The 20,927-nt window shown below is 47.2% G+C and carries 18 protein-coding genes; 7 read left to right on the forward strand and 11 right to left on the reverse strand.

Annotation, left to right across the window (positions count from 1 at the left end; all coding sequences use genetic code 11):
- Window positions 1-39 precede the first annotated feature (39 nt).
- Entirely contained in the window at window positions 40-846 is an 807-nt protein-coding gene (locus tag TOL_RS04695; protein ID WP_015486146.1) for a cytochrome C assembly family protein, read from the reverse strand.
- Window positions 847-978: 132 nt separating this feature from the next.
- Here TOL_RS04695 and ffh point away from each other — a divergent pair, with 132 nt between their 5' ends.
- The 3 genes from ffh to TOL_RS04710 all read left to right on the forward strand — a co-directional run bounded on the left by ffh (window position 979) and on the right by TOL_RS04710 (window position 3,833).
- On the forward strand, window positions 979-2,370 hold the full coding sequence (gene ffh / locus TOL_RS04700) for a signal recognition particle protein (RefSeq protein ID WP_015486147.1): 1,392 nt from the start codon (window positions 979-981) through the stop codon (window positions 2,368-2,370).
- Window positions 2,371-2,540: 170 nt separating this feature from the next.
- A complete protein-coding gene (locus tag TOL_RS04705; protein ID WP_015486148.1) occupies window positions 2,541-3,353 on the forward strand; it encodes a hypothetical protein in 813 nt (270 codons plus the stop codon).
- A gap of 60 nt (window positions 3,354-3,413) precedes the next feature.
- Window positions 3,414-3,833 carry a secondary thiamine-phosphate synthase enzyme YjbQ gene (locus tag TOL_RS04710; RefSeq protein ID WP_015486149.1) on the forward strand — a complete coding sequence of 140 codons (420 nt, stop codon included), beginning with the start codon at window positions 3,414-3,416 and terminating at the stop codon, window positions 3,831-3,833.
- 40 nt (window positions 3,834-3,873) lie between these two features.
- On the opposite strand, the gene TOL_RS04715 is transcribed toward TOL_RS04710, so the two are convergent.
- The 8 genes from TOL_RS04715 to TOL_RS04750 form a co-directional block, all read right to left on the reverse strand.
- On the reverse strand, window positions 3,874-4,623 hold the full coding sequence (locus TOL_RS04715) for a M48 family metallopeptidase (protein ID WP_015486150.1): 750 nt from the start codon (window positions 4,621-4,623) through the stop codon (window positions 3,874-3,876).
- Between the two features lie 6 nt (window positions 4,624-4,629).
- Entirely contained in the window at window positions 4,630-7,962 is a 3,333-nt protein-coding gene (locus TOL_RS04720; RefSeq protein WP_015486151.1) for a type I restriction endonuclease subunit R, read from the reverse strand.
- A 3-nt stretch (window positions 7,963-7,965) separates the two neighbouring features.
- Window positions 7,966-9,003, reverse strand: a complete 1,038-nt coding sequence (locus TOL_RS04725; protein WP_015486152.1) for a virulence RhuM family protein — start codon at window positions 9,001-9,003, stop codon at window positions 7,966-7,968.
- A 128-nt stretch (window positions 9,004-9,131) separates the two neighbouring features.
- On the reverse strand, window positions 9,132-11,069 hold the full coding sequence (locus TOL_RS04730) for an ATP-binding protein (RefSeq protein ID WP_015486153.1): 1,938 nt from the start codon (window positions 11,067-11,069) through the stop codon (window positions 9,132-9,134).
- Window positions 11,070-11,087: 18 nt separating this feature from the next.
- Window positions 11,088-12,230: a restriction endonuclease subunit S gene (locus tag TOL_RS04735; protein WP_015486154.1), complete on the reverse strand. Its 1,143-nt coding sequence runs from the start codon at window positions 12,228-12,230 to the stop codon at window positions 11,088-11,090.
- 98 nt (window positions 12,231-12,328) lie between these two features.
- Entirely contained in the window at window positions 12,329-13,372 is a 1,044-nt protein-coding gene (locus TOL_RS04740) for a PDDEXK nuclease domain-containing protein (RefSeq protein WP_015486155.1), read from the reverse strand.
- Entirely contained in the window at window positions 13,365-14,891 is a 1,527-nt protein-coding gene (locus tag TOL_RS04745) for a type I restriction-modification system subunit M (protein WP_015486156.1), read from the reverse strand. The genes TOL_RS04740 and TOL_RS04745 overlap by 8 nt, the downstream gene beginning before the upstream one ends.
- Window positions 14,892-14,976: 85 nt before the next feature.
- Window positions 14,977-15,579 (reverse strand): restriction endonuclease subunit S, encoded by a 603-nt coding sequence (locus TOL_RS04750; RefSeq protein ID WP_015486157.1) that lies wholly within the window; start codon window positions 15,577-15,579, stop codon window positions 14,977-14,979.
- A 220-nt stretch (window positions 15,580-15,799) separates the two neighbouring features.
- Here TOL_RS04750 and TOL_RS04755 point away from each other — a divergent pair, with 220 nt between their 5' ends.
- Window positions 15,800-16,051: a hypothetical protein gene (locus TOL_RS04755; RefSeq protein WP_015486158.1), complete on the forward strand. Its 252-nt coding sequence runs from the start codon at window positions 15,800-15,802 to the stop codon at window positions 16,049-16,051.
- 138 nt (window positions 16,052-16,189) lie between these two features.
- Here the strand turns inward: TOL_RS04755 and TOL_RS04760 are convergent, their stop codons facing one another.
- Together TOL_RS04760 and TOL_RS04765 are read right to left on the reverse strand one after the other, a co-directional pair.
- Entirely contained in the window at window positions 16,190-16,864 is a 675-nt protein-coding gene (locus TOL_RS04760; protein WP_015486159.1) for an Hsp20/alpha crystallin family protein, read from the reverse strand.
- Between the two features lie 223 nt (window positions 16,865-17,087).
- Window positions 17,088-18,212: an NADH:flavin oxidoreductase gene (locus TOL_RS04765; protein ID WP_015486160.1), complete on the reverse strand. Its 1,125-nt coding sequence runs from the start codon at window positions 18,210-18,212 to the stop codon at window positions 17,088-17,090.
- A gap of 254 nt (window positions 18,213-18,466) precedes the next feature.
- On the opposite strand from TOL_RS04765, the gene TOL_RS04770 reads away from it, so the two are divergent.
- The 3 genes from TOL_RS04770 to thrC all read left to right on the forward strand — a co-directional run bounded on the left by TOL_RS04770 (window position 18,467) and on the right by thrC (window position 20,903).
- Window positions 18,467-18,970: a DUF3087 family protein gene (locus TOL_RS04770; RefSeq protein WP_015486161.1), complete on the forward strand. Its 504-nt coding sequence runs from the start codon at window positions 18,467-18,469 to the stop codon at window positions 18,968-18,970.
- Between the two features lie 108 nt (window positions 18,971-19,078).
- On the forward strand, window positions 19,079-19,417 hold the full coding sequence (locus TOL_RS04775) for a hypothetical protein (protein WP_015486162.1): 339 nt from the start codon (window positions 19,079-19,081) through the stop codon (window positions 19,415-19,417).
- A gap of 82 nt (window positions 19,418-19,499) precedes the next feature.
- A complete protein-coding gene (gene thrC / locus TOL_RS04780) occupies window positions 19,500-20,903 on the forward strand; it encodes a threonine synthase (RefSeq protein ID WP_041588708.1) in 1,404 nt (467 codons plus the stop codon).
- Window positions 20,904-20,927 lie beyond the last annotated feature (24 nt).

Genomic DNA, 20,927 nt, shown 5'->3' on the forward strand with positions numbered 1-20,927 from the left:
ACAGAGAGGTTAGTCAGTGCTAAATCGCTTCAGCTCTGACTATAGCGGCGATACATGCAAAATAACTTCGAGGACAAAGCGCGAACCAAAATACGACATGACCAAGAAGCCTGTGCCAACAAGAGTCCAACGGCTAGCGATAACGCCGCGCCAGCCAAAGCGATAACGGCCAAACAATAATCCCGCGAAGACTAGCCAGCCGATGCAACCAAAAGCTACTTTGTGGATCAGGTGCTGACCTTTTATGTCGATGACGTGTGGCCATCCGATAGCAAAGGCTGCTGTTAATAAAATCATGCCTAACCAGATCATTTCGAATAACAATACATCCATGGTTTGCAGCGACGGCAGCGCTTGAACTAGGCCGCGAGTTTGATGTTTACGTAAGTGCTGGTCTTGTAGCATCACTAGTACTGCTTGCATGGATGCGATGGTAAAGGTGCTGTAGGCCAGAATCGACAGCAAGATATGCCACGTAAGGCCGTAACTCAGCTCGGTGAAAATAACGATCTGATGAAAAATAGAGGCGGTTAGTAATATCACTGCAGCCATGGGTAACAAGCCAATCAGCAAGTTATCGACCGGTTTGCGCCAGCTAGAGAAGAGCAGCAGTAAGGTAATGACCAGAGAAATCAAAGAGCCCACTTGTAAAAAGGCCAAGTTTATTTCATCGCCCTTGAACATAGTGGCCGCTACATAGCCAATGTGCAGAAGCGCTGCGATAGCGGTACAGCTGCGCACTAAACCACGAGAATTTTGGCGGCGGCCGGTAGCCACTAACCATTGCACAAAGGCTGCAAAAATATAGAAACCAGCAGCAGGGGCTGCCAATGCGAATCCAGACATTGTGATTCCTCAAAAAGATAGCCGCAGTGTCGCACATGGCGACACTCGGTAAAAGATGCATTAGCGGAGTTTGGGAGTAGAACCGCAACGCGCTATACTGCCGGCTGTTTTGTATTTGGCAGAGTCATCGAGATGTTTGAGAGCCTCACGGACCGCCTTGGCAGTGCCCTTAAAGGGATAACTGGCCAGGCGAAGTTAACAGAAGACAATATAAAAGGCACCGTGCGCGAAGTGCGTATGGCCTTGTTGGAAGCCGACGTTGCATTACCAGTGGTAAAAGCCTTCACCGATCAGGTGAAAGAGCGTGCTATCGGCACTGATGTCATGAAGAGCCTAAATCCGGGCCAAGCGTTTTTGAAAATCGTCCATGACGAACTTCAAGCGGTGATGGGTGAGGCCAACGAGAAGTTGAACCTTGCCACCCAACCGCCTGCCGTCATCTTAATGGCGGGTTTGCAGGGGGCGGGTAAAACGACCACTGTTGCTAAGCTGGCTAAGTATCTGGCTGAGCGCGAGAAGAAAAAGGTCATGGTCGTTTCTGCTGACGTCTATCGCCCTGCGGCGATTAAGCAGCTAGAAACGTTAGCTAAAGAAGTGGGCGCACAATTCTTCCCATCTTCTGGTGATCAAAAACCATTAGATATCGCCCGCAACGCCATTGATGCCGCTAAGCGCGCGCACGTTGATGTGTTGCTGGTGGATACCGCCGGTCGTTTGGCCGTTGACGAAGCCATGATGGCTGAAATTCAAGCGTTACACGCAGGTATCAAACCGGTTGAAACCTTGTTCGTGGTTGATGCCATGACGGGTCAGGATGCCGCGAACACCGCAAAGGCGTTTAACGATGCCTTACCGCTAACGGGTGTTATCTTAACCAAAGCGGATGGTGATGCACGTGGCGGTGCCGCTCTGTCGGTGCGTCATATCACAGGTAAGCCAATCAAGTTTATGGGTATGGGCGAAAAGGTTGATGCCTTAGAACCATTCCACCCTGATCGTGTTGCTTCCCGTATTTTGGATTTGGGCGATATTCTTACCCTGATCGAAGAAGCCGAACGTAAGATCGACAAGTCGAAGGCGGATAAGCTCGCCAAGAAGATGAAGTCGGGCAAGGGCTTCGATCTTGAAGACTTCCTTGATCAAATTCAGCAAATGAAAAACATGGGCGGTTTAACCGGCATGCTCGATAAGTTACCGGGCATGGGTAACATGGGCGCCATGGCCAAACAAACCGACGCTGCGGAAAAACAATTCAAGCAAATGGAGTCGATTATTTTCTCCATGACGCCCGATGAACGTCGCTTCCCCGATAAAATCAATGGCTCACGCAAAAAGCGTATTACTGCTGGTTCTGGTACCGAAATTCAGGATCTTAACCGTTTGCTCAAGCAACATAAGCAAATGCAAAAGATGATGAAGAAAGTATCGGCCAAAGGCGGTATGGCAAAAATGATGCGCGCTATGGGTGGAATGGGCGGTGGTGGCGGAATGCCTCCCGGTGGTATGCCACCCATGATGCGATAATCGTACTGATGATCGCAAAAACGGCTAGCCTTTTGGGTTGGCCGTTTTTTTGCCTAAAAGATATATTGTTTCGTATATGAATCTAATAATCCCACTGGTTCGCCCATTGTTGGTTTAAATAGAATGTTATGATAGCGGAAATCCAATGACTCACTGGAGGAGTATTTAGAATGAAGCGGACAAACGCTTACACGTCATTGCTTATAATTTTGTTTTTCTCATCTTTTACTCAAGCCGCGACTATGCGTCAGCAAGGCGACTGGTATGCATACTGGGGCTGGAACAACGCTACCTATTCCGATAGTGATATCCATTTTAAGGGCGAAGATCACGATTTCACCTTGTATAACGTTAGTGCCCGTGACCATCAGACTGAATTAAGCGGTAGGGAGGTACATCACTCCTATCTCAATCCATTTCGCATGACTATTCCGCAATACAATTGGCGTTTTGGTTATTTTGTTACCAATAATTGGTCTGTATCTTTGGGCTTCGACCATATGAAATACGTTATGGTACAAGATCAAACCGTCGATATTAGCGGTACAATTTTAAAACCTGGATTTGCACGTACAGATCCAGCATTAGGCCAAAAGCAGCTAACCGACGATTTTTTAACGTACGAGCATACTGATGGCTTTAACATGATTTCGTTAGAGACCGAAGGGTATTTGCCGGTATGGCAGTGGCAAGATAAGTTTGATGTTGCGTTATTTGCCGGCGGCGGCGGCGGTGTGCTGTTTCCAAAAAGTAACGTAAAGCTATTGAGTGGTGAGCGTAACGACGAATGGCATGTAGCCGGTTATGCCTCCGTGCTGAAATTGGGTATCGAAGCCACGGTTTGGAAGCGAGTATTTGTGCGCTTTTTAGGTAAATTCGGTTATGCCGATATGAGCGACGTACTTACCAGCAATAAAGGCGACAAGGCCGATCAAACTTTTTACTTCGATGAGTATATTGGTTCGGTGGGCTACCGCTTCTAAGCTGTCGTTTTCTGGTAATCTACCTCCTAGGTTCAGCGCAGGATTGAGTGGAGGTAGATTATGTGGATTCAACGCACGATAACATTAAAGCCGTATGCTCGCGGTTTTCATTTAATTACCTCCGCAATAGAACAGCAACTGCCTGAATTAAGCCAAATTCAAGCCGGTCTGCTGCACGTATTTATTCAACACACCTCAGCCTCGCTTACTATTAATGAAAACGCGGACCCAACCGTACGCGGTGATTTCGAACGGGTATTTAATCGCCTAGTACCCGAGAATCAGCCTTACTATCAGCACAATGATGAAGGCTCGGATGATTTGCCCGCGCATATTAAAACTAGTTTGTTGGGGCCATCGGTCACTATTCCGATTACCAATGGGCAATTAAACCTGGGCACATGGCAGGGCGTTTACTTGTGCGAACACCGCGATTATGGCGGCAGTAGAAGACTGGTGCTGACAGTGAATGGTGAGTGATGGCTATCTTTAATATGGATATATACGGCTGATCACTGATTCAACTTGTGATACTTGAAGCCATCCCATCCAGCCTTTCTTTCGTCTTTTCCCATTTTGGCATGACTTTACTCATTAGCCGGTAAAATCGTTCGCTGTGATTATGTTCAGCTATGTGGCAGAGCTCGTGCAAAATCACGTAGTCAATACACTCGCGAGGCGCTTTAACCAAGTGAGGGTTCAGGGTGATCCGGCCATTGGGGGAACAGCTGCCCCATTGGGTTTGCATCGTCAGAATACGCAGAGGAGGGCAATCAGTTACCCAAAGTGCTTGTTCTAGCATGGCATCTAAGCGTTTAGCGAAGATTTCTTTTGCGCGTGCTTTATACCAATCAGCCAGTAGCGTTTTTATTTTTTCGGCACTTTTAATTTTTACCGATACCTCCAGCTTTCCTCGAAGCAGTTTGACTCCCTGAGCTTGCTCCGGTGCTTCTATTACTTTTAATAGGTACTGTTTACCTAAGTAATAATGGCTTTCGCCACTGATGTATTGGCGCGGCGTAATGTGCTCAAGTTGTTTGCGAAAATCACGTAGTTTTTCATAGATCCAGCGGCTACGTTTTTTTACTGCACTGAGTACCATCTCGTTGTCGGCATCTTCAGGAGCAGACACGACTACTCGGCAATCGGGGTGAACCTTAATCAGCACTTTGCTCGTGGCTTGGGGGCGTTTAACACGCTCAAACGCAATCTGCTGATCACCGTAACGAAAGCTCATAAGCTGGCGGTTGGCTTTAATCGGTACGTTCATAGGTCGTCAGAGATCACTTAAGCCAACACGAGTAATTTGCACAATCATCTCTACCAGTTTCTTGGCTTGATCCATACCACCGCCAATGGATTTGCACTCCTGAAATAATCGTGGCAGCAATTGCTTACGGATATCGGCTTCGATATTTTGTGGATTGATAGAGTTTTCCGTCACCGACGTTTCTACCGCTTGGTCAATTTCAAACGCCAGCTTTATCCACTTATCCTGCACTTGCTGATCCGTGGTCATTTCTGGAGAGGCGAAAGCGTCTGGTAATACCTTTTTGAATACACCAAAGTAGGCCTGTGCATGACGATTTCCGGCAAACACATTCGGAATATCGTTTAAGCGTCTGTCTTGAACTTGCGCTTCAAACTCACGGAACAGCATGTACTGTTTTAATGGGTGATCGAACAGCTTTTCGGCTTCTTCAATGGCCTGACGCAGCAATTTGGAAAAAGCCTCTTGGGCATACGGGTCGTCTTGCAAGCCTTGCTCGATCATTTTCGCGACACGGGTTTTAATGATGTCGGTTTCGTTGCGAGTTTTTTCCTCACCCCAATCTTTCGGCTTTTGTTTCTGGCCCATTTTTCCCACTTCATAAACACCGCCAGGTTCTTTTACTTCGACACCAACCACATGTTTATCCAGCAGCTTCTTCACTTGCTCAGCATATTCGTCGTAATCAACTCGCTCGCCAGTATCTTGCTGAATAGTTTGGCGTAAGTTAGAAAGCTCTTTGACCGTCTGTTTATAGCGATGGCGATCATCATCGCTAAAACTCTTATCTTCATAAAATGTAGCGGATTGCAGAGCAATCTTTAAGCAGCTCGCAAAGGCCGTTAGCGCCTCATAAAAGTCTTCGCGTTTTTTCAGGTTTACATCAACCAGTTCGCCAGCAACACCGGCCAACGGGTCGCCGCTAGTCTCTTTAATTCGCGGCACTAAAACCTGACGTAACTGCTCAATATCGCTCTTATTTTTTACACCATCAAAAATCGCCCATAACTGTTTATAAAGCTGTGGTAAGCGTTTGTACTCCGTACTCATTTGGTTGTACAAACCCGCAATGTCATTAATGTCGTAACCACCTTGAGTACGAGAAGCCAAATCTTGATACTTTTGAATCGTTGTATCCAGCTCAGATAAAATCCCGCGATAATCAATCAGTAAGCCAAACTTCTTCAATGGGTGTAGGCGGTTTACTCGTGCGATGGCTTGAATTAAATTGTGTTCTTTTAGAGGTTTATCGATATACAGTACCGTGTTTTTTGGCTCGTCAAATCCCGTTAGCAGCTTATCGACCACAATAAGAATTTTTAACGCATCATCGTTCTCAAACCGCTCAATCAAATGTTTGGTGTAAGCTTTTTCATCCTCTTTACCGACATTGTCTTTCCACCATTGGGTGACTTCCGGGGTTGTCGCTTCATCAACTGCGGTATTACCTTCACGCGTATCGGGAGCACTCATCACCACGGCCGATTCAAACAGGCCGGCTTCATCTAGGAACTTCTTGTACTTAATGGCAGAGGCCTTGTTTTCGCAGGCCAACTGACCCTTTAGGCCTTCGGTAATGTTTTTAACAAAGTGGTTCGCAATATCCAATGCAATCAAACGGATACGATCGTCGGCTTCATACACCTGACCTTTTTTCGCAAATTTTCGCTTTAAGTCGGCTTTTTGATTGGCCGTTAAACCTTCTGTAATACGCTCAAACCAGCTATCAATCGCGCGCTCATTGACATCTAAATCGGGGATTCGCTCCTCGTATAGCAAAGGCGTAACGGTTTGATCTTCTACGGCGCGCTGCATCGTGTAGGCATGCACAATAGGGCCAAATTTATTCGTGGTTTTATCATCTTTTAATAATGGCGTACCGGTAAACGCGACAAACGCCGCATTGGGCAATGCCAGCTTCATGCGAATATGATTCTCGCCACCTTGGCTGCGGTGACCTTCGTCAATTAACACAATCATATCTGCACTGTTGTTATGGCATTCAGGACGCTTGGTGGCCGAATTAAATTTTTGAATAAGAGAAAAAACAATTCGCTCGGTCCCTGAACCAATTTGCTCGGCCAGCCGAGTGCCGGAGGTTGCCATTGCAGCAGTTTTGTCTTTCGAAGTGGCTAGTTCGCCACCATTAGCAAAGGTTCTACTCAGCTGAGTTTCTAAATCAACCCGATCTGTTACCACCAAAATTCGGCACTGCTTTAACGTATCATGCAGAATCAACGCCTTGCTTAAAAATACCATGGTAAACGACTTACCAGACCCCGTGGTGTGCCAGATAACACCGCCTTCACGCCCTCCGGCAGAATTACGAGTATTGATGCGCTCAATCAGCCGTTTAATGCCAAATACTTGCTGATAACGGGCGGCAATCTTGCCAGCCTTTTTATCAAACAAGGTAAAATAACGCGTCATTTCTAGCAGGCGCGCGGGGCTTAATAAACTGATTAATAATTTATCCTGCCCAGTGACAGCCAATTCACCACCGGCAATCAGATTTTCATACCAAGTTAAGTCTGACGTTGAGCGGTGAGAAAATAAGCCAGTTACCTGTTCTGATAAGAGCTTTTTATTTTTTATCGCCACCATTTCTGCATCAGAAATATCTTCTTCACGCCAAGCGGCCCAGAATTTCTTACTGGTTTCGCACGTACCATAGCGGCCATCAATACCGTTTACCGATAATAATAATTGGCTATAAACAAACAGCTGCGGAATTTCATCATGGCGTTGGTTGCGTAAATTTTGCGAAATGCCTTCATCAATTGTTGGGCCTTTTTTGCTATTGCCGTCAGGGCGCTTAGCTTCGATCACGACCAGTGGAATGCCATTCACAAAGCACACAATATCTGGGCGACGACGATCCGCCGACGATGAACCAGCCCCACCAGAGCGAGTAACACTGAACTCCTCAGTAAAGGTGAAGCTGTTATTCTGAGGGTTGTGCCAATCAATTAAGGCAACCGTCGGATTAGCTTTGCGGCCATCGACAAACTCAGTGACCGAAATACCATAAAGCAGATGGTTATAAAGACGCTCATTAGCGGTTAATAGCCCCTCATTCAGCGCTGGGCTGCACACCTCGGCAATGAGATTATCAATGGCTTTAGCAGACAGCGAATGCACATGACCGGCAAAGGTGAAGGTACGCTTCTTGAGCTCATCGCGCAGAATGTCGCGCAACACAACCTGATCGTATTGATTACCGCGCTTACGCAGCGCCTCTTCAGGAGAAAGGAACGACCAGCCAAGGTTGGTTAGCAACGCCAGCGCCGGAAGCTTGGCACTGTATTCTTCCTGAAATTTGGGGAAGCAATGTTCCATTCGTTATCTTTCCTTCTTCGGCGGTATCCAATTTAACAGCTCGTCGATGTCTTGTTCTCCTGCTTGCTCTATTAGCTGGCGACGCTGTTCAGCAAAGTGCTCATACTCGGCAGAAGCTTTTTCATCCGCGTCTTTTTTACTGATATTGCCTGATCCTGTCAGCACGTCTCTATCATTAAATTGTAGAAACTGATCCAACTTGATTTGCCAGTCTTGCAAAAACACTTGTTGGCGTCGCTCAGCCTGATCTTCGGCAAAATCTAACCACATAGTCACAATACGGTTAAGTTCTTTGATCTCAGGTTCTGTCAGGTAGTTTTTCGCCGTAGCAATATCGCCCTTACGCACGTCGGCGCCTTTAAAAGTGTTCAGCCCCATATTCGGTTGCGAAGCATCGGCACGGTTATGGATTAACTCGGCGGCAGTATGACCCGTACAGGCATAGTGCAATTTATTCTGAATCACTTTAAAGAACTGCGTGGTTTCTTTTAGGGATGGCTCGTAGTCTGCGGCTAAAGCGAAGATTTCCCGTACACGCAAATACATTCGGCGCTCGCTGGCGCGGATATCGCGAATACGTTCCAGCAACTCGTCGAAGTAATCCGGCACCACTGACGTTCCGACAGGGGGATTCTTTAGGCGTTCGTCATCAATGACAAAGCCTTTGGTCAGATATTCAGTTAACGTTCGAGTTGCCCATTGGCGAAACTGAGTGCCACGGGTAGAGCGCACTCGGTAGCCAACGGCGATGATCATGGGTAAGCTGTAATGCAAACGTTTACGGCTAACCTTGCGACCACCTTCTGTTTGAACTTGTAAGTAATCCTTACAGGTTGAATTTTGATCAAGCTCTCTTTCTTCGTAAATCGCTCGAACATGCTGGGTAATAGCCTGAGGGGTAACCTGATACAAATCTGCCATAGCTGCCTGCGATAGCCAGAGAGTGTCTGATTCAAACCGGCATTCAACGCGAGCGCTGCCATCATCGGAAGTGAACATCACAAATTCACCCGCCGGTGGTGAAGGGGGCTGATTTGTCATCGATGGTTTATTCCTGTTCGCTTAAGCATTTTATTTTCCGCCACCCAGATTAGCTTTTGGCAACGCCAGTACCGGATGCTTGGCACTGTATTCTTCATGAAGTTTTGCGACTGGATCAGTGTTCATCATCAATACTTCTCTTTTGAAGGATGAATTCCCTGATCTTTCAGCCATTGCAACCCCTTCTCTGTCGCCTGATATGCCTGATCCGGATGGTTAATAACTTCAGGGTAGCGATAGGCAATCAGCTGTTTTTGTTCACGCAGGGTATTTAGGTGTGAACTCTTGAGCGATTTGTCGGATCGTCCACCAAGAAGGCTGGCTATCTGTTCTGCTTTGTAAGGGTGCAGGGCACACAACCATACGATCACAGGCCATAGCTGACCTTGGCGTGCTTTAGGGGTGAGTTCACGGATTCGTTGTTCCAACAGTTTAGGTAAGTGACTTCGATTTCCGTCGAGGTCACCCGTATTTGTACTTAGGTCACCCGTATTTGTACTTAGGTCACCCGTATTTGCCGATTTCTGGCTACCAAACAGAGGTAGCTCCCCCTGATTTTCTGACCAGTCTGCCAACTGATAATAGGTTGCCGGGCCGGCGCCACCTTTAACTAGCAAACCATGCTGGTGATGCAAGCGCCCCAAAACTTGGCTCGCTGATAGCGTATCAAGTCCGGTAACTGCGAGTAATCCTGCATTGTCTACCGCACCAGTTTCTTTTGCTAGGATCAGAGCTCGGGCTTCATCGTTGGTCAGCTGCAAGTGTTTGAATTGACTGAGCCAAGCCAGCTGATCTCGACCTAATAGTTGATGTAGCAAGTAGGTTGCCTGAAACTCATTGGCAATCACATGATTAGCAAATACAGGAGCTGTTAAGCCAATCTGCTCAAGTAAGTTGCGCATAGTTCGAATACCCGAGCCCTTGGTTTCGGCAAAGTTCAGGTCGTACAATACCGCAGCCAATACGGGATTACGCAATTTGGAGCCCATCTCGCCCAGCATTGTTTCTGGTTTTAGGGAGTACCCAGCATTGCGAATATCAATCCGGTTACTGTAACGCACCACTAGAATCGGCTGCTGCACATGATAGTCTCTGTGCATCAATGCGTTCACTACCGCCTCCCGAACCACCTTTTGTGGCAGCAGTGGCTGGTCGCTGCGTTGGGTGCTGCCTTCCTCAAGGCGAAAATGTTTTGGTAAATCATCTAGAATGGTGGCTTCCAGTTTGGTAATCAGCCTTAGCAATGGCTCTCGCAAATCTAATGTGGTCTGGAAGCGCTGCTCAGGATCTTCAACCCATTGGGTACCACTGATACGCACGTAATCTACACGAACTGAGGGCAACAGGCGCCGTAAGGCCAGAGGTTTACCCATCAGCAGCAATCCAGCCACATTCGGAAGCCATTCACCGTTCTGTTTTTTGACCAGATTCAGCGCTCGCAGCATTTCTTGGTCACTCGCCTGTAATTCTTCCGCATGAGGACGAACTCGGGCACGTAATTGGCGATAAAGAGCGATGACATCCGGATCAAGATCACTCCATTCGGCATCCGGCAGAATCACCTGTTCAAAGCCAAGGCCACTCTTGGCGAGAAGCAAAGGTTCTAGCTCAATCTGGGTGCATTCATAGTCGCCGTTAAGACCACGCCGCCATACACCGGTTTTACGTTTATTTTTGCTGTCGAATTTACCTTTGAAGGTACAGGGCTTCGCGGCGGGTTCCAGTTCAGGCACAAACACCACAATCACAGTTTTACCCTGTAAAAGCACGGTTTCTGCCGACACTGGAATACTGTGCTCAAATTGCTCACGACAGTTAGTGTGCAGAGTATTTAGTAGCTGATCGGTGTTGGTTACCCCCGAAACGAAAAACTGATTCTGCTGATCATCTGGTTCTGATACCCCCAGTAAAATATAGCCACCGCCCAGCCCAAGCTCATTAGCAAGTGCACAGACGGTTTGCATCACCGAACTGCCAATTTCAGTCCCCCGTTTGGCTTCTATGCGTGGACATTCGTCTAGCAATTGCAGCTGTTCCAGTAACTCTTCAGCAGTGAATTCGTGCATAAACTATTAATCTCCCTGTTACTGAATTTTAACCCGGCGCTTGCCAGTTAATAGCTGCTGCATCAGTGCTTTTTTCTCTTGTTTTAAAGCATCAAGCTTTTGTTGCAGAGCGTATACCAATTCATCACTACTATTGAGTACTTTTGCAATTTGGACTTGTTCTTCATAATTAGGACAGTAAATACACAACCCTGAAACATCTGACGAATTAATTGCTGGGTAGTTTGTACCAACCACAAGTGCATTGATTTGGCCTGTTATATGAGAACCAAACAAATAGTGATAGATGTAGTCATTGCACGTCCCTTTTTTTGGACTCAGGACTGCAAACCCAGTAGATGCAATGCAATGTTTATGTTGCTCTTTTACTTTCGCAAAACCTTGAAGATTTGGACGAACCGTTGCAAGTAAAATATCTCCAGACGAAACTATTCTTCTTGCTCGACTGGGAGATGTTTTAAAGGTATGTCTTTCAATAGCACGAGAGATTGTTCCTGTTCCAACGTCAGAAAGGGATATGTAATCGAATTTCAAATCTGGATCAGTTTTTGCCCCTAGACTCTTTTGATCAATATTAAGTAAATCTGAGAAGTGGAAGCGCTTGAACTCTCCACTAAACCTAACCCCATTTTCATCCAGCAGGCGTTTTTTGCCGGTGAGCAGTTGTTGCATCAGGGCTTTTTTCTGCTGTTGGCTGTTGGCGAGTAGTTGTTCGGTGGTGGTGATGGCCTTATCCCAAGTGGAGAGGATTTGAGCGATTTTCTTTTGTTCTGGGATGGCGGGAAGTTTAACTCTTACGGCATGGAGGTCATTTCGATTGACACCGGGTACGCCTGTTTTATCACTGAATTTTTTAAAGTCAAAATTACACAATAAGTAATAAACAAATTTCTCATGATTTCCATGAAAATCTTTAACCCATAGAGAGGTATTGAGGGGCCAGTAATCTTCTTCCAAGTAGAACACATCACCAATAGAACCATATCGTCCTGTTACAACGCCAGGTGCTTTAGATTTGGCTTCAGAGTGATAACCAGTAACACCGCCAGATGACACTATTGGAACGCTCCCATCAATCCTTTGGCTGCTTGGCAGGTCAAATCCACGTTGCAATTCTGCGACAGAGCCAAGTCTGACTTTCGACCACCCCTTAGGCACCATAACCCAGCTCCTCCAGATACTTAGCCATCTCGGTTTTCGGCGATACTACGGTTGCCACTGACCACACCGGCCTTGCCACGGTGCTCTCACTCAATACCCTACTCATGGTACTTCCCCCGCTGTTCCTTAATCTGCTGTTCAATTTTGCACCGCCCCCGTTCCAATTCGCGCTGCAGTTCCTCTTCGCTGGGTAAAACAGTGAGGTAACGCGAAGCAAACAGCTGTTGGCTGTCTTTGAGTACCGAATACTGCGCCACTGTGTGGTTGTGTTCGCTGCACAGAATTAAACCGATGGTGGGGTTGTCGTCGGGGTTGCGTTTTTGTTCTTCGTACAGCCGAACGTACATGTCCATCTGGCCCACGTCCTGATGGTTGAGTTTGTTCAGTTTTAGGTCGATCAGCACAAAGCATTTAAGCAGGTAGTTGTAAAACACTAAGTCGATGTAATAGTCGCCATCGTCGGTACGGATGCGTTGCTGGCGTTCAACAAAGGCAAAGCCTTTGCCCATTTCCAGCAGGAACTGTTGCAGGTTGTGAATAATGCCGCCTTCCAGATCGGCTTCCTGATAGCTGCCCGATTCCAGATTCAGAAAATCGAGTATGTAGGGGTCGCGCAGATAGTCTTTGGGGTTTACGGCAAGTGCGCGGGTGTTAGCCTGGGCTTCTGCTTCAACCGGGGCTTTGTTCTGGCTGGATAGCAGCCGTTCATAGTAGAGGGTGCCGATCTGGCGTTCCAGGGCGCGTACACTCCAGTGCTGCTGAATGGCTTCTTGTTGATACCACTGCCGGGCGGCCGGGTTTTCCAAGCGGGCTAGTTGGTTGTAATGCGACCAGCTCAATTCGGGAGACACTGTCTCCCGAATTGGAAAGGCCTGATAAAACCGGCGCATATTGCGCAGGTTGGTTACGTCAAAGCCTTTGCCAAACTCACCGGTCAGGCGGCTGGACAGTTGTTGCAGCTGTTGTTTGCCATAGGCAGCGCGCTGCTCACCTTGCTGTTCGTGCTCGATAATCAGCTGGCCAATGTGCCAGTAGATATGCACCATAGTGCTGTTAATCTGGCGTTGTACCTGCTGGCGCGCTTGTTGTATCAGTTCGCGGATACTGTGGTACAGCGGGTCGGTTTCAGCGGGGTTATTCATAACCCAACTCCTCCAGATACTTGGCCATCTCGCTTTCTAGCTCGGCTAGTTGATCTTTAAGTTTTAGTCGCTCGGCGCGTAAGGCCATCAGGTCGATTTCTTCCTCTTCTTCAAAGGTATCGACGTAGCGCGGGATATTGAGGTTGTAGTCGTTTTCTTTTATTTCATTCAGGCTGGCGACGTAGGCGTATTTATCGACGTCGTTACCGTTGCGATAGGTGGCAACAATTTTATTGATGTTGTCTTCGCTGAGTAGGTTTTGGTTTTTACCGGCTTTAAATTCGCGTGATGCATCAATAAACATCACGGAATCGTCGGATTTGTCTTTGCTAAAAATTAAAATCGCGGCGGGTATGCCGGTGCCGTAAAACAGTTTTTCGGGCAGGCCGATCACGGCATCGAGCAGGTTTTCGTCGATGAGTTGTTGGCGAATTTTGCCTTCGCTCGAACCACGGAATAATACGCCGTGCGGCACTACCACACCCATGCGGCCCGTTTTCGGTTTTAAGGTTTCGATCATGTGCAAAATAAAGGCGTAGTCGCCTTTGGTTTTGGGTGGTACTCCGCGGCGAAAGCGGCTGAATTTATCGTTATCGGCCTCGTCGTGCCCCCATTTATCTAGGCTAAAGGGTGGGTTGGCGGTCACGATATCGAACAGCATTAAGTCGCCGTTTTTATCCAGCAATTTAGGGTTACGAATGGTGTCGCCCCATTCGATTTTATGGTTGTCTTCGCCGTGCAAAAACATGTTCATTTTGGCCAGTGACCATGTAGAGCCAATGGCTTCTTGGCCGTAGAGGGCATAGTTTTTACTGTCGTGATTTTTGCGAACTTTGCTGCCGCATTTCATTAATAACGAGGCGGAGCCACAGGCCGGATCGCAAATGCTGTCGCCGGGGCGTGGGTCTAATAATTCGGCGATTAAATCCGAGACTTCTGGCGGGGTATAAAACTCTCCGGCTTTTTGTCCGCCGCTGGCGGCGAAGTTTTTAATCAGGTATTCGTAGGCGTTACCGATGACATCCAGCGTGCCGACACGGCTGGGCTTGAGGTTGAGTTCGGGTTTGGCAAAGTCTTCAATTAGGTGCCGCAGTATGGTGTTTTTCTGCTTTTCTTCACCCAGTTTGTCGGTGTTAAAGCTGATGTCTTGGAACACGCTTTTTCCGGCGTCTTTGAGTTTGGTGCCGTTGGCTTCTTCGATGGCGTGCAGGGCTTGGTCGATACGTTCGCCGTTGCCGGGTTCGTGCCGACGCTCGTGCAGGGCATAAAAACTGGCTTGGGGTGGCAGTACAAAACGTTCGTTTTTTAGCATTTCGGTAATGAGTTCTGGCTCGTCGCCGTATTCTGCTTTGTAGCCGTCGTAGTGATCCTGCCATACATCGGAGATGTACTTAAGAAATAGCATGGTCAGGATGAAGTCTTTGTAGGTGTCGGCGCTGATGGTGCCGCGGAAGGTATCGCAGGCATTCCATAGGGCTTTGTTGATGGCGTCTTGATTGATTTTGCTGTTAGCGCTCATGACTGTGTCGTTTATCCGTTGTGTTCTTTTATTAGGGCCAAGTCGTTGGTTGACCAGTTTTGTTTTGTTTACCTGTATCGGTGACTTAGTGGCGGCGATTCAGGTGTAGGTCTCTGGCTATTGTTCTCATCATCAGCTCGTTGTTGTTGATCAGCTGCTGCATTAATCGTTGTTCTTCGCGGAGGGTGTTCGCCATCGCAACAATGGTGCGTTGTTTGGCTAGTGGCGGAACAACGATGGGAGCCTCTTCTAGCACGCTACGGCGAATACTTTTGGTTAGTGTACCCTCAGCATTTTGTTCGAAATAGCGTTGAGCGGGTATTTGGTTCAGCAACCAAGCAATGAATTCAGGCAGTATGCCCTGTTTCTTCTCATTTTGGCTTTTTAAGCGCACGACAAAGAAATGTGGGGCGGCGACGGCTTGTTTGTTGGTGGTGGCCAGTGCTGAGTCTATCGGTATGGCGTAGTTATGGTTACCGCGTGCGGCCACTAAAATATCACCGGTGGTGAGGTAGTCGGGAGGACGTTTGCCGGTTAACTCAGTTTTTTGGCAAGCAGACCAGCGAATGCCTTCTGCCAGCGAAACATCTTTCATTTGCACCGCAACCACGGACGAATCGCTAACTTCAGGGATTTTCCCCCGAAACGGATAGCCTGCGTTGATGGTTGCGATCTGTTTTAGTTTCAAATCTATTCCAGTTCATAGTTAATGATGCAGAAATAATCGTTTGATTATGGTTGGATGTCAAGCTATGGTTGGTTCATCGTCTTTGATGCAAAAAAAGCAATCTAGCATTTGCCTTGAAGCGAGTGTTTGGCTGGTGATATGGCCAATGATGTGTTGATCAATATACGGTGATGGTTGCCCCAGGTGGCTCGCTATTACCTTTCACTACTGGAGCATGGAAATGACAGATGTCGATTTACCACAGCGTCCGGCAGCGTTGGATGACGTTTTATCCTTGCATGAGGAATTGCATCTGATCTATCGGTCTTTTGATTCGTTATATGAAATTGTCGAGTATCAACTGGTCAGCAAAGATGCGGCACTGGTTGCACCGATGGTTTGCATTATCAGAGATAGGTTCGCGCGAGCGGGGTTACGGTATGAGGATATGTTTGCGGTGCCGAATGGTGAGCAGATGTTTAAGGATGATTAAGTTTCGGTACAAAGAAGAGTCCGCTTATCTCAATTACTGTATTGGTAAAATGGGTGGTTGATCTGCAACAGCTTATAAGTGTTAGGTGTGTCTTGTATTAGGCGACCGTAGCTCGGTCGCCTAAGCATTTAAAATCCATCAAACTTTCGGCAGGGTAATTACGATTTGATTGCCTTTGTTTTGTGTCTTAATTCCATCTTGTTTCACAGCATCGCTAAGATACATAGAGCGTGAGAACTGGCTGACCGAATTGACGTATTCGTTGTCATTTTTCAGCTCGTTTTTGACTGTGCCATTCACTGTAAACTGATGTCCTCCATCTAACGAGGTGTTTACCTGTACGTTGGAATCTTTAGGTACATCAATCACCACTTCATAGGCGTTTTTTTCGTCCGTTACTTTAATATCTGGTTGGCCGAATGACGTAGAACTTGCCTGTTGGATTTGCCCTTGATTTCCAGACATGAATTGGTTCATCGCCATGTCCATATTCTGCATTTGTTGCTGCATTTGGCGAATCATTTCATCCGGGTTTTGTCTCATAGCCAGTAGCGTTTGAAAAGGGTCAGGCATGCTATTCGTTATTGTTTGTCCTAGGTTGTTGGTTGTGTGTCCAGTAGCGGGAGACGCTTGGCTAAGCGGTTGCCCCGATATCTGCACAGGAACGCTGTGCGCAGGCGTCGATATCTGATTTTCTAGTGCTGCAACTTTGCTATGCAAGTCCCAGTTGTAATAGCCGAGAGCAGCAAGCGCAATAAATCCGATACCAATCAGACTATTTTTCAGGTTGTTTGGCTGTATTGATTCGCTCATGATGAGTCTCCTCTATTTCCGTTTGTCTTGATGGAATTGCTATTTTAGACAGATAGAATCGGGAGAGTTGTTGCTTGCAGATGGAATTTTACAAAGCTGTTCTTTTCTTAATATTGCTTTACAGATGGTGTTGTATAAGTAGTTGGTGTGAACGTCAATAAGTAGGAATACAATAAAAAAACCGGCTTACGCCGGTTTTAATTTAATTAGGGTAATTTAAAAATTACACTAACTGCATCAACGATTGCTTGCTGTAGTCTTCTAACTCGTCGTAGCGACCTTCGCGAATTTTAATAACCCACTCAGGGTCTTGCAGTAATGCACGGCCAATTCCGACCAGTTCAAATTCATCGTTATTCATGCGTTGTTCTAATTCAGTAAATGATGCCGTCGCAACGCCTGATGCATCGACCATGTCGTGTTTTTCTTCATCGATAAAGCTGGCGGTTAAGCCAACGCTACCAACGGTAATGACTGGCTTACCGGTTAATTTTTTGGTCCAGCCTGCGAGGTTTAAATCCGAGCCTTCGAATTCAGGTTCCCAAAAACGACGGGTTGAGCAATGGAAGATATCAACACCGGCATTGACCAATGGCTTTAAGAAGGCATCCAGTTCTTCTGGCGTATTTGCTAGGCGCGCAGAGTAATCTTGCTGCTTCCATTGTGAAAAACGGAAGATGATGGGGAAGTCTGGGCCGACGCGTTCGCGAATGGCTGATACGATTTCGCAAGCGAAACGTGTACGTGCAACTAAATCGCCGCCGTATTCATCTTCGCGCTGATTAGTGCCTTCCCAGAAGAATTGATCGACTAAATAACCGTGTGCGCCGTGAACTTCAATTGCATCAAAGCCAATGCGTTGTGAGTCTGCTGCCGCTTGTGCAAAGGCTTCGACGACGTCGTCAATGTCTTGCTTAGTCATGGCGATGCCGCCTTCTTTGCCCGGGCGAACTAAACCAGAAGGGCTGTAACCAGGAACGGATACATCAGGCTCGACGCCTTCTTTGCGAATGGAGCCTACGTGCCAGAGTTGTGGTGCTATTTTTCCGCCTTTGGCGTGCACGGCATCAACGACTTTTTTCCATCCGGCGAGGGCTTCTTCGCCATAAATAAAAGGCACTCGTGCATATCCGTTAGCCGCTTTATGACCAATGCAGGTGCCTTCGGTAATGATTAAACCGACTTCATTCTCTGCGCGGCGTTCGTAGTAGGCGACGTTTAAATCGTTAGGTACGTTGCCCGGTGAAAAGGTGCGAGTCATCGGAGCCATTACGATGCGATTGCGCAACGAAAGTGGGCCTAGTTCGATAGGCTGAAACAAAGCAGCGTTGGAAAGGGCTTGCGTCATGTTAGCTCCATTACGTAGCGAAATTAGGTGGTTTAAGTAAGCCGTTAGCATAGCGCGGCGTTTAATGCATTTTAGGAGTGATATGTGCCATTTTGATAGGGTTTCTTGCAGACACTGTTCTAAAAACTAGCAAAAGCGTAGGTTAATACCGGCTTCGTCGGTAGTTTCTTCATCAGTAGTAGGCATAGGGCATAGGGCTGGTTATGCTGCGCAGGGTTTAGCCGTGACACTGCGGAACGTTAAAGAGTGGAACTATGAAATTACAAAAGATAGATAAGCAGCAATATAAGCAACGCCTTAATCGTGTGCAGGCAGGCTTAGTAATCGCATTATTCGGGCTATCGTTAGCCCTAGCTGAGTTATACCGTTATCTTCTGATCGGCGGCGAATCAAGCTTTATGCTTAATGCGGCGGGGGTGGCGACGGCTGCGGCTATCGTGACCTTTGCCCTGTATCACTACCGCAATCATCCATATATGGCGGAAGTTGTTTATGCTTGGCGCTTAAAGCAGGCTTTAAATAAGATTTATCGGTCGTCTAAAAAAGTGGATGCGGCGTTGGTGGAGGATAATCCTATTGCGGTGCGTATCCGCTATTTCAGTTTGCATGCGTCGGCGCACTTGTATCAGCTGGAAGATAATACTTTGACCATGCCTGAGTTGAACGAGCAGATTGTCGCTTTGGATGAGCAGATTGAGCGTCTAGGGCTGAATGTGAGTATCGAAGATTATTCGCCGGAGTTATTGAGCCAGCTTTAGCTGCAAGGAGTTGAGCAAAGTAGTTACACCTTGTAACACACCAATACTGGCCTGATAGGAAATGGTGCTGTTAATCTCCGCATAACCTTACTTTTATGACTGGTATCTATGCGTATTCGGCCTTTATTTGTCTTAATGCTTCTATCTGTTGGTGCGATTGCTCATGCACAGCCATCGGACTTGGAGATCTTAAAAATCCAAACCATCGCTTCCTGCGTCGATGATGTGTTCTATCAAGGCGGTTACGAAGACGGCGATGAAAATCGTGTTGCGCTCATTGATACCATGCTGACCTTGTTAAACCTGCCACCGTTCGACGAAGAGTATCTCTACTTAGACGTTGAATACGACGGCAAGGTATCTTCGGAGGTTTACTACCAATGCATCAGCGCCGACCGTTCTTTACTTGATGAAACGGCTGAAGCGTTAGGAGTAGTCGCTCACTAATCGCGGGTGCGCAATAAATTCAAAACCTGTAAACTACGCGCATTTTTACGCTAACCGATGTTCGCAGGGCTTCCTGACCATGATGAAATACATTTCTACCCGCGGTAACGCACCTGAGTTGACCTTTGAAGACGTACTGCTAACTGGCTTAGCCACCGACGGTGGTTTGTATGTGCCTAAGGAAGTACCACAGTTTTCTTTGGCTGAAATCGAATCATGGCGTGACCTGCCATACACGGAATTAGCACATAAAGTGATTTATCCGTTTGTTGAGGGTTGTGTTGATTCTGACGCGTTGCAAACCATGATCAACGAAGTGTACGGTGCATTTGGTCATAAAGCGGTTGCACCATTGCAGCAGTTGGATAACAACGAATATGTACTTGAGTTGTTCCATGGTCCAACGTTAGCGTTTAAAGACTTTGCCTTACAGCTGTTAGGTCGCTTGTTGGATTACGTGCTTGAACGTCGCAACGAAAAAGTTGTAATCATGGGCGCGACGTCTGGTGATACCGGCTCAGCTGCGATTGAAGGTACTAAAGCTTGCCGTAATGTGGATATCTTTATTCTGCATCCGTACGGCAAAGTGTCGGAAGTGCAGCGCCGTCAGATGACGACAGTTGTTGGCGATAACATTTTCAATATCGCGATCAAAGGCAACTTCGATCAAGCTCAAGATATGGTCAAAGCCAGCTTTGGCGATCAATCGTTCTTGCGTGGTGAGCGTAAACTGGTTGCAGTAAACAGCATCAACTGGGCGCGCATCATGTCCCAGATCGTTTACTACTTCTATTCAAGTCTGAATTTGGGTGGTCCTTTACGTCCAATGGCGTATTCGGTGCCTACCGGTAACTTTGGCGATATCTTCGCAGGCTATATGGCGAAGAAGATGGGTCTGCCGATTGAGCAGTTGATCATTGCGACCAACAGCAACGATGTATTACACCGTTTGATGAGCCAAAACTTGTACGAAGTTCATCCGTTGCAGCACACGATTACGCCGTCTATGGACATCGCGGTGTCTAGCAACTTCGAGCGTTTGTTGTTTGATCTATACGATCGCGATGGCGCAGCTTTGGCTGACTTGATGGCCAAAATGAATAAGCGCACTGAATCGGTTGAAGTCTCTGAGGACAAGCTAGGTAAGGCGCGTGCCTTGTTCGATAGCTTTGCGGTAAGTGAAGATTTGACCGTACAAACCATGCAAGAAGTTTACAAAGAAACGGGCTACTTGCTTGATCCTCACACGGCCATTGGTGTGAAAGCAGCGCGCGAATGCCGTCGTAACCCACGTATCCCTATGATCACTTTGGGTACAGCGCATCCAGTTAAGTTTGAAGACGCTGTGTTGCGTGCCGGTTTCGATATGCCGAAGTTGCCGCATCATTTGTCGGATTTAATGACTCGTGAAGAGCGCTTAGAAGTGTTGCCAGCCGATTTGGCAACGGTGCAAGAATTTATCGCAACCAACACTTTTAAAGACTGATCGCCACATCAGCCTAAAAAAGCC

Source organism: Thalassolituus oleivorans MIL-1 (assembly GCF_000355675.1).
In the GTDB taxonomy this organism is placed as follows: Bacteria; Pseudomonadota; Gammaproteobacteria; order Pseudomonadales; family Oceanobacteraceae; genus Thalassolituus; species Thalassolituus oleivorans.

Coding starts and splice junctions, on each gene's coding strand:
- TOL_RS04695 (WP_015486146.1), bottom strand. CDS start 846: ATGTCTGGATTCGCATTGGCAGCCCCTGCTGCTGGTTTCTATATTTTT.
- ffh (WP_015486147.1), top strand. CDS start 979: ATGTTTGAGAGCCTCACGGACCGCCTTGGCAGTGCCCTTAAAGGGATA.
- TOL_RS04705 (WP_015486148.1), top strand. CDS start 2,541: ATGAAGCGGACAAACGCTTACACGTCATTGCTTATAATTTTGTTTTTC.
- TOL_RS04710 (WP_015486149.1), top strand. CDS start 3,414: ATGTGGATTCAACGCACGATAACATTAAAGCCGTATGCTCGCGGTTTT.
- TOL_RS04715 (WP_015486150.1), bottom strand. CDS start 4,623: ATGAACGTACCGATTAAAGCCAACCGCCAGCTTATGAGCTTTCGTTAC.
- TOL_RS04720 (WP_015486151.1), bottom strand. CDS start 7,962: ATGGAACATTGCTTCCCCAAATTTCAGGAAGAATACAGTGCCAAGCTT.
- TOL_RS04725 (WP_015486152.1), bottom strand. CDS start 9,003: ATGACAAATCAGCCCCCTTCACCACCGGCGGGTGAATTTGTGATGTTC.
- TOL_RS04730 (WP_015486153.1), bottom strand. CDS start 11,069: ATGCACGAATTCACTGCTGAAGAGTTACTGGAACAGCTGCAATTGCTA.
- TOL_RS04735 (WP_015486154.1), bottom strand. CDS start 12,230: ATGGTGCCTAAGGGGTGGTCGAAAGTCAGACTTGGCTCTGTCGCAGAA.
- TOL_RS04740 (WP_015486155.1), bottom strand. CDS start 13,372: ATGAATAACCCCGCTGAAACCGACCCGCTGTACCACAGTATCCGCGAA.
- TOL_RS04745 (WP_015486156.1), bottom strand. CDS start 14,891: ATGAGCGCTAACAGCAAAATCAATCAAGACGCCATCAACAAAGCCCTA.
- TOL_RS04755 (WP_015486158.1), top strand. CDS start 15,800: ATGACAGATGTCGATTTACCACAGCGTCCGGCAGCGTTGGATGACGTT.
- TOL_RS04760 (WP_015486159.1), bottom strand. CDS start 16,864: ATGAGCGAATCAATACAGCCAAACAACCTGAAAAATAGTCTGATTGGT.
- TOL_RS04765 (WP_015486160.1), bottom strand. CDS start 18,212: ATGACGCAAGCCCTTTCCAACGCTGCTTTGTTTCAGCCTATCGAACTA.
- TOL_RS04770 (WP_015486161.1), top strand. CDS start 18,467: ATGAAATTACAAAAGATAGATAAGCAGCAATATAAGCAACGCCTTAAT.
- TOL_RS04775 (WP_015486162.1), top strand. CDS start 19,079: ATGCGTATTCGGCCTTTATTTGTCTTAATGCTTCTATCTGTTGGTGCG.
- thrC (WP_041588708.1), top strand. CDS start 19,500: ATGAAATACATTTCTACCCGCGGTAACGCACCTGAGTTGACCTTTGAA.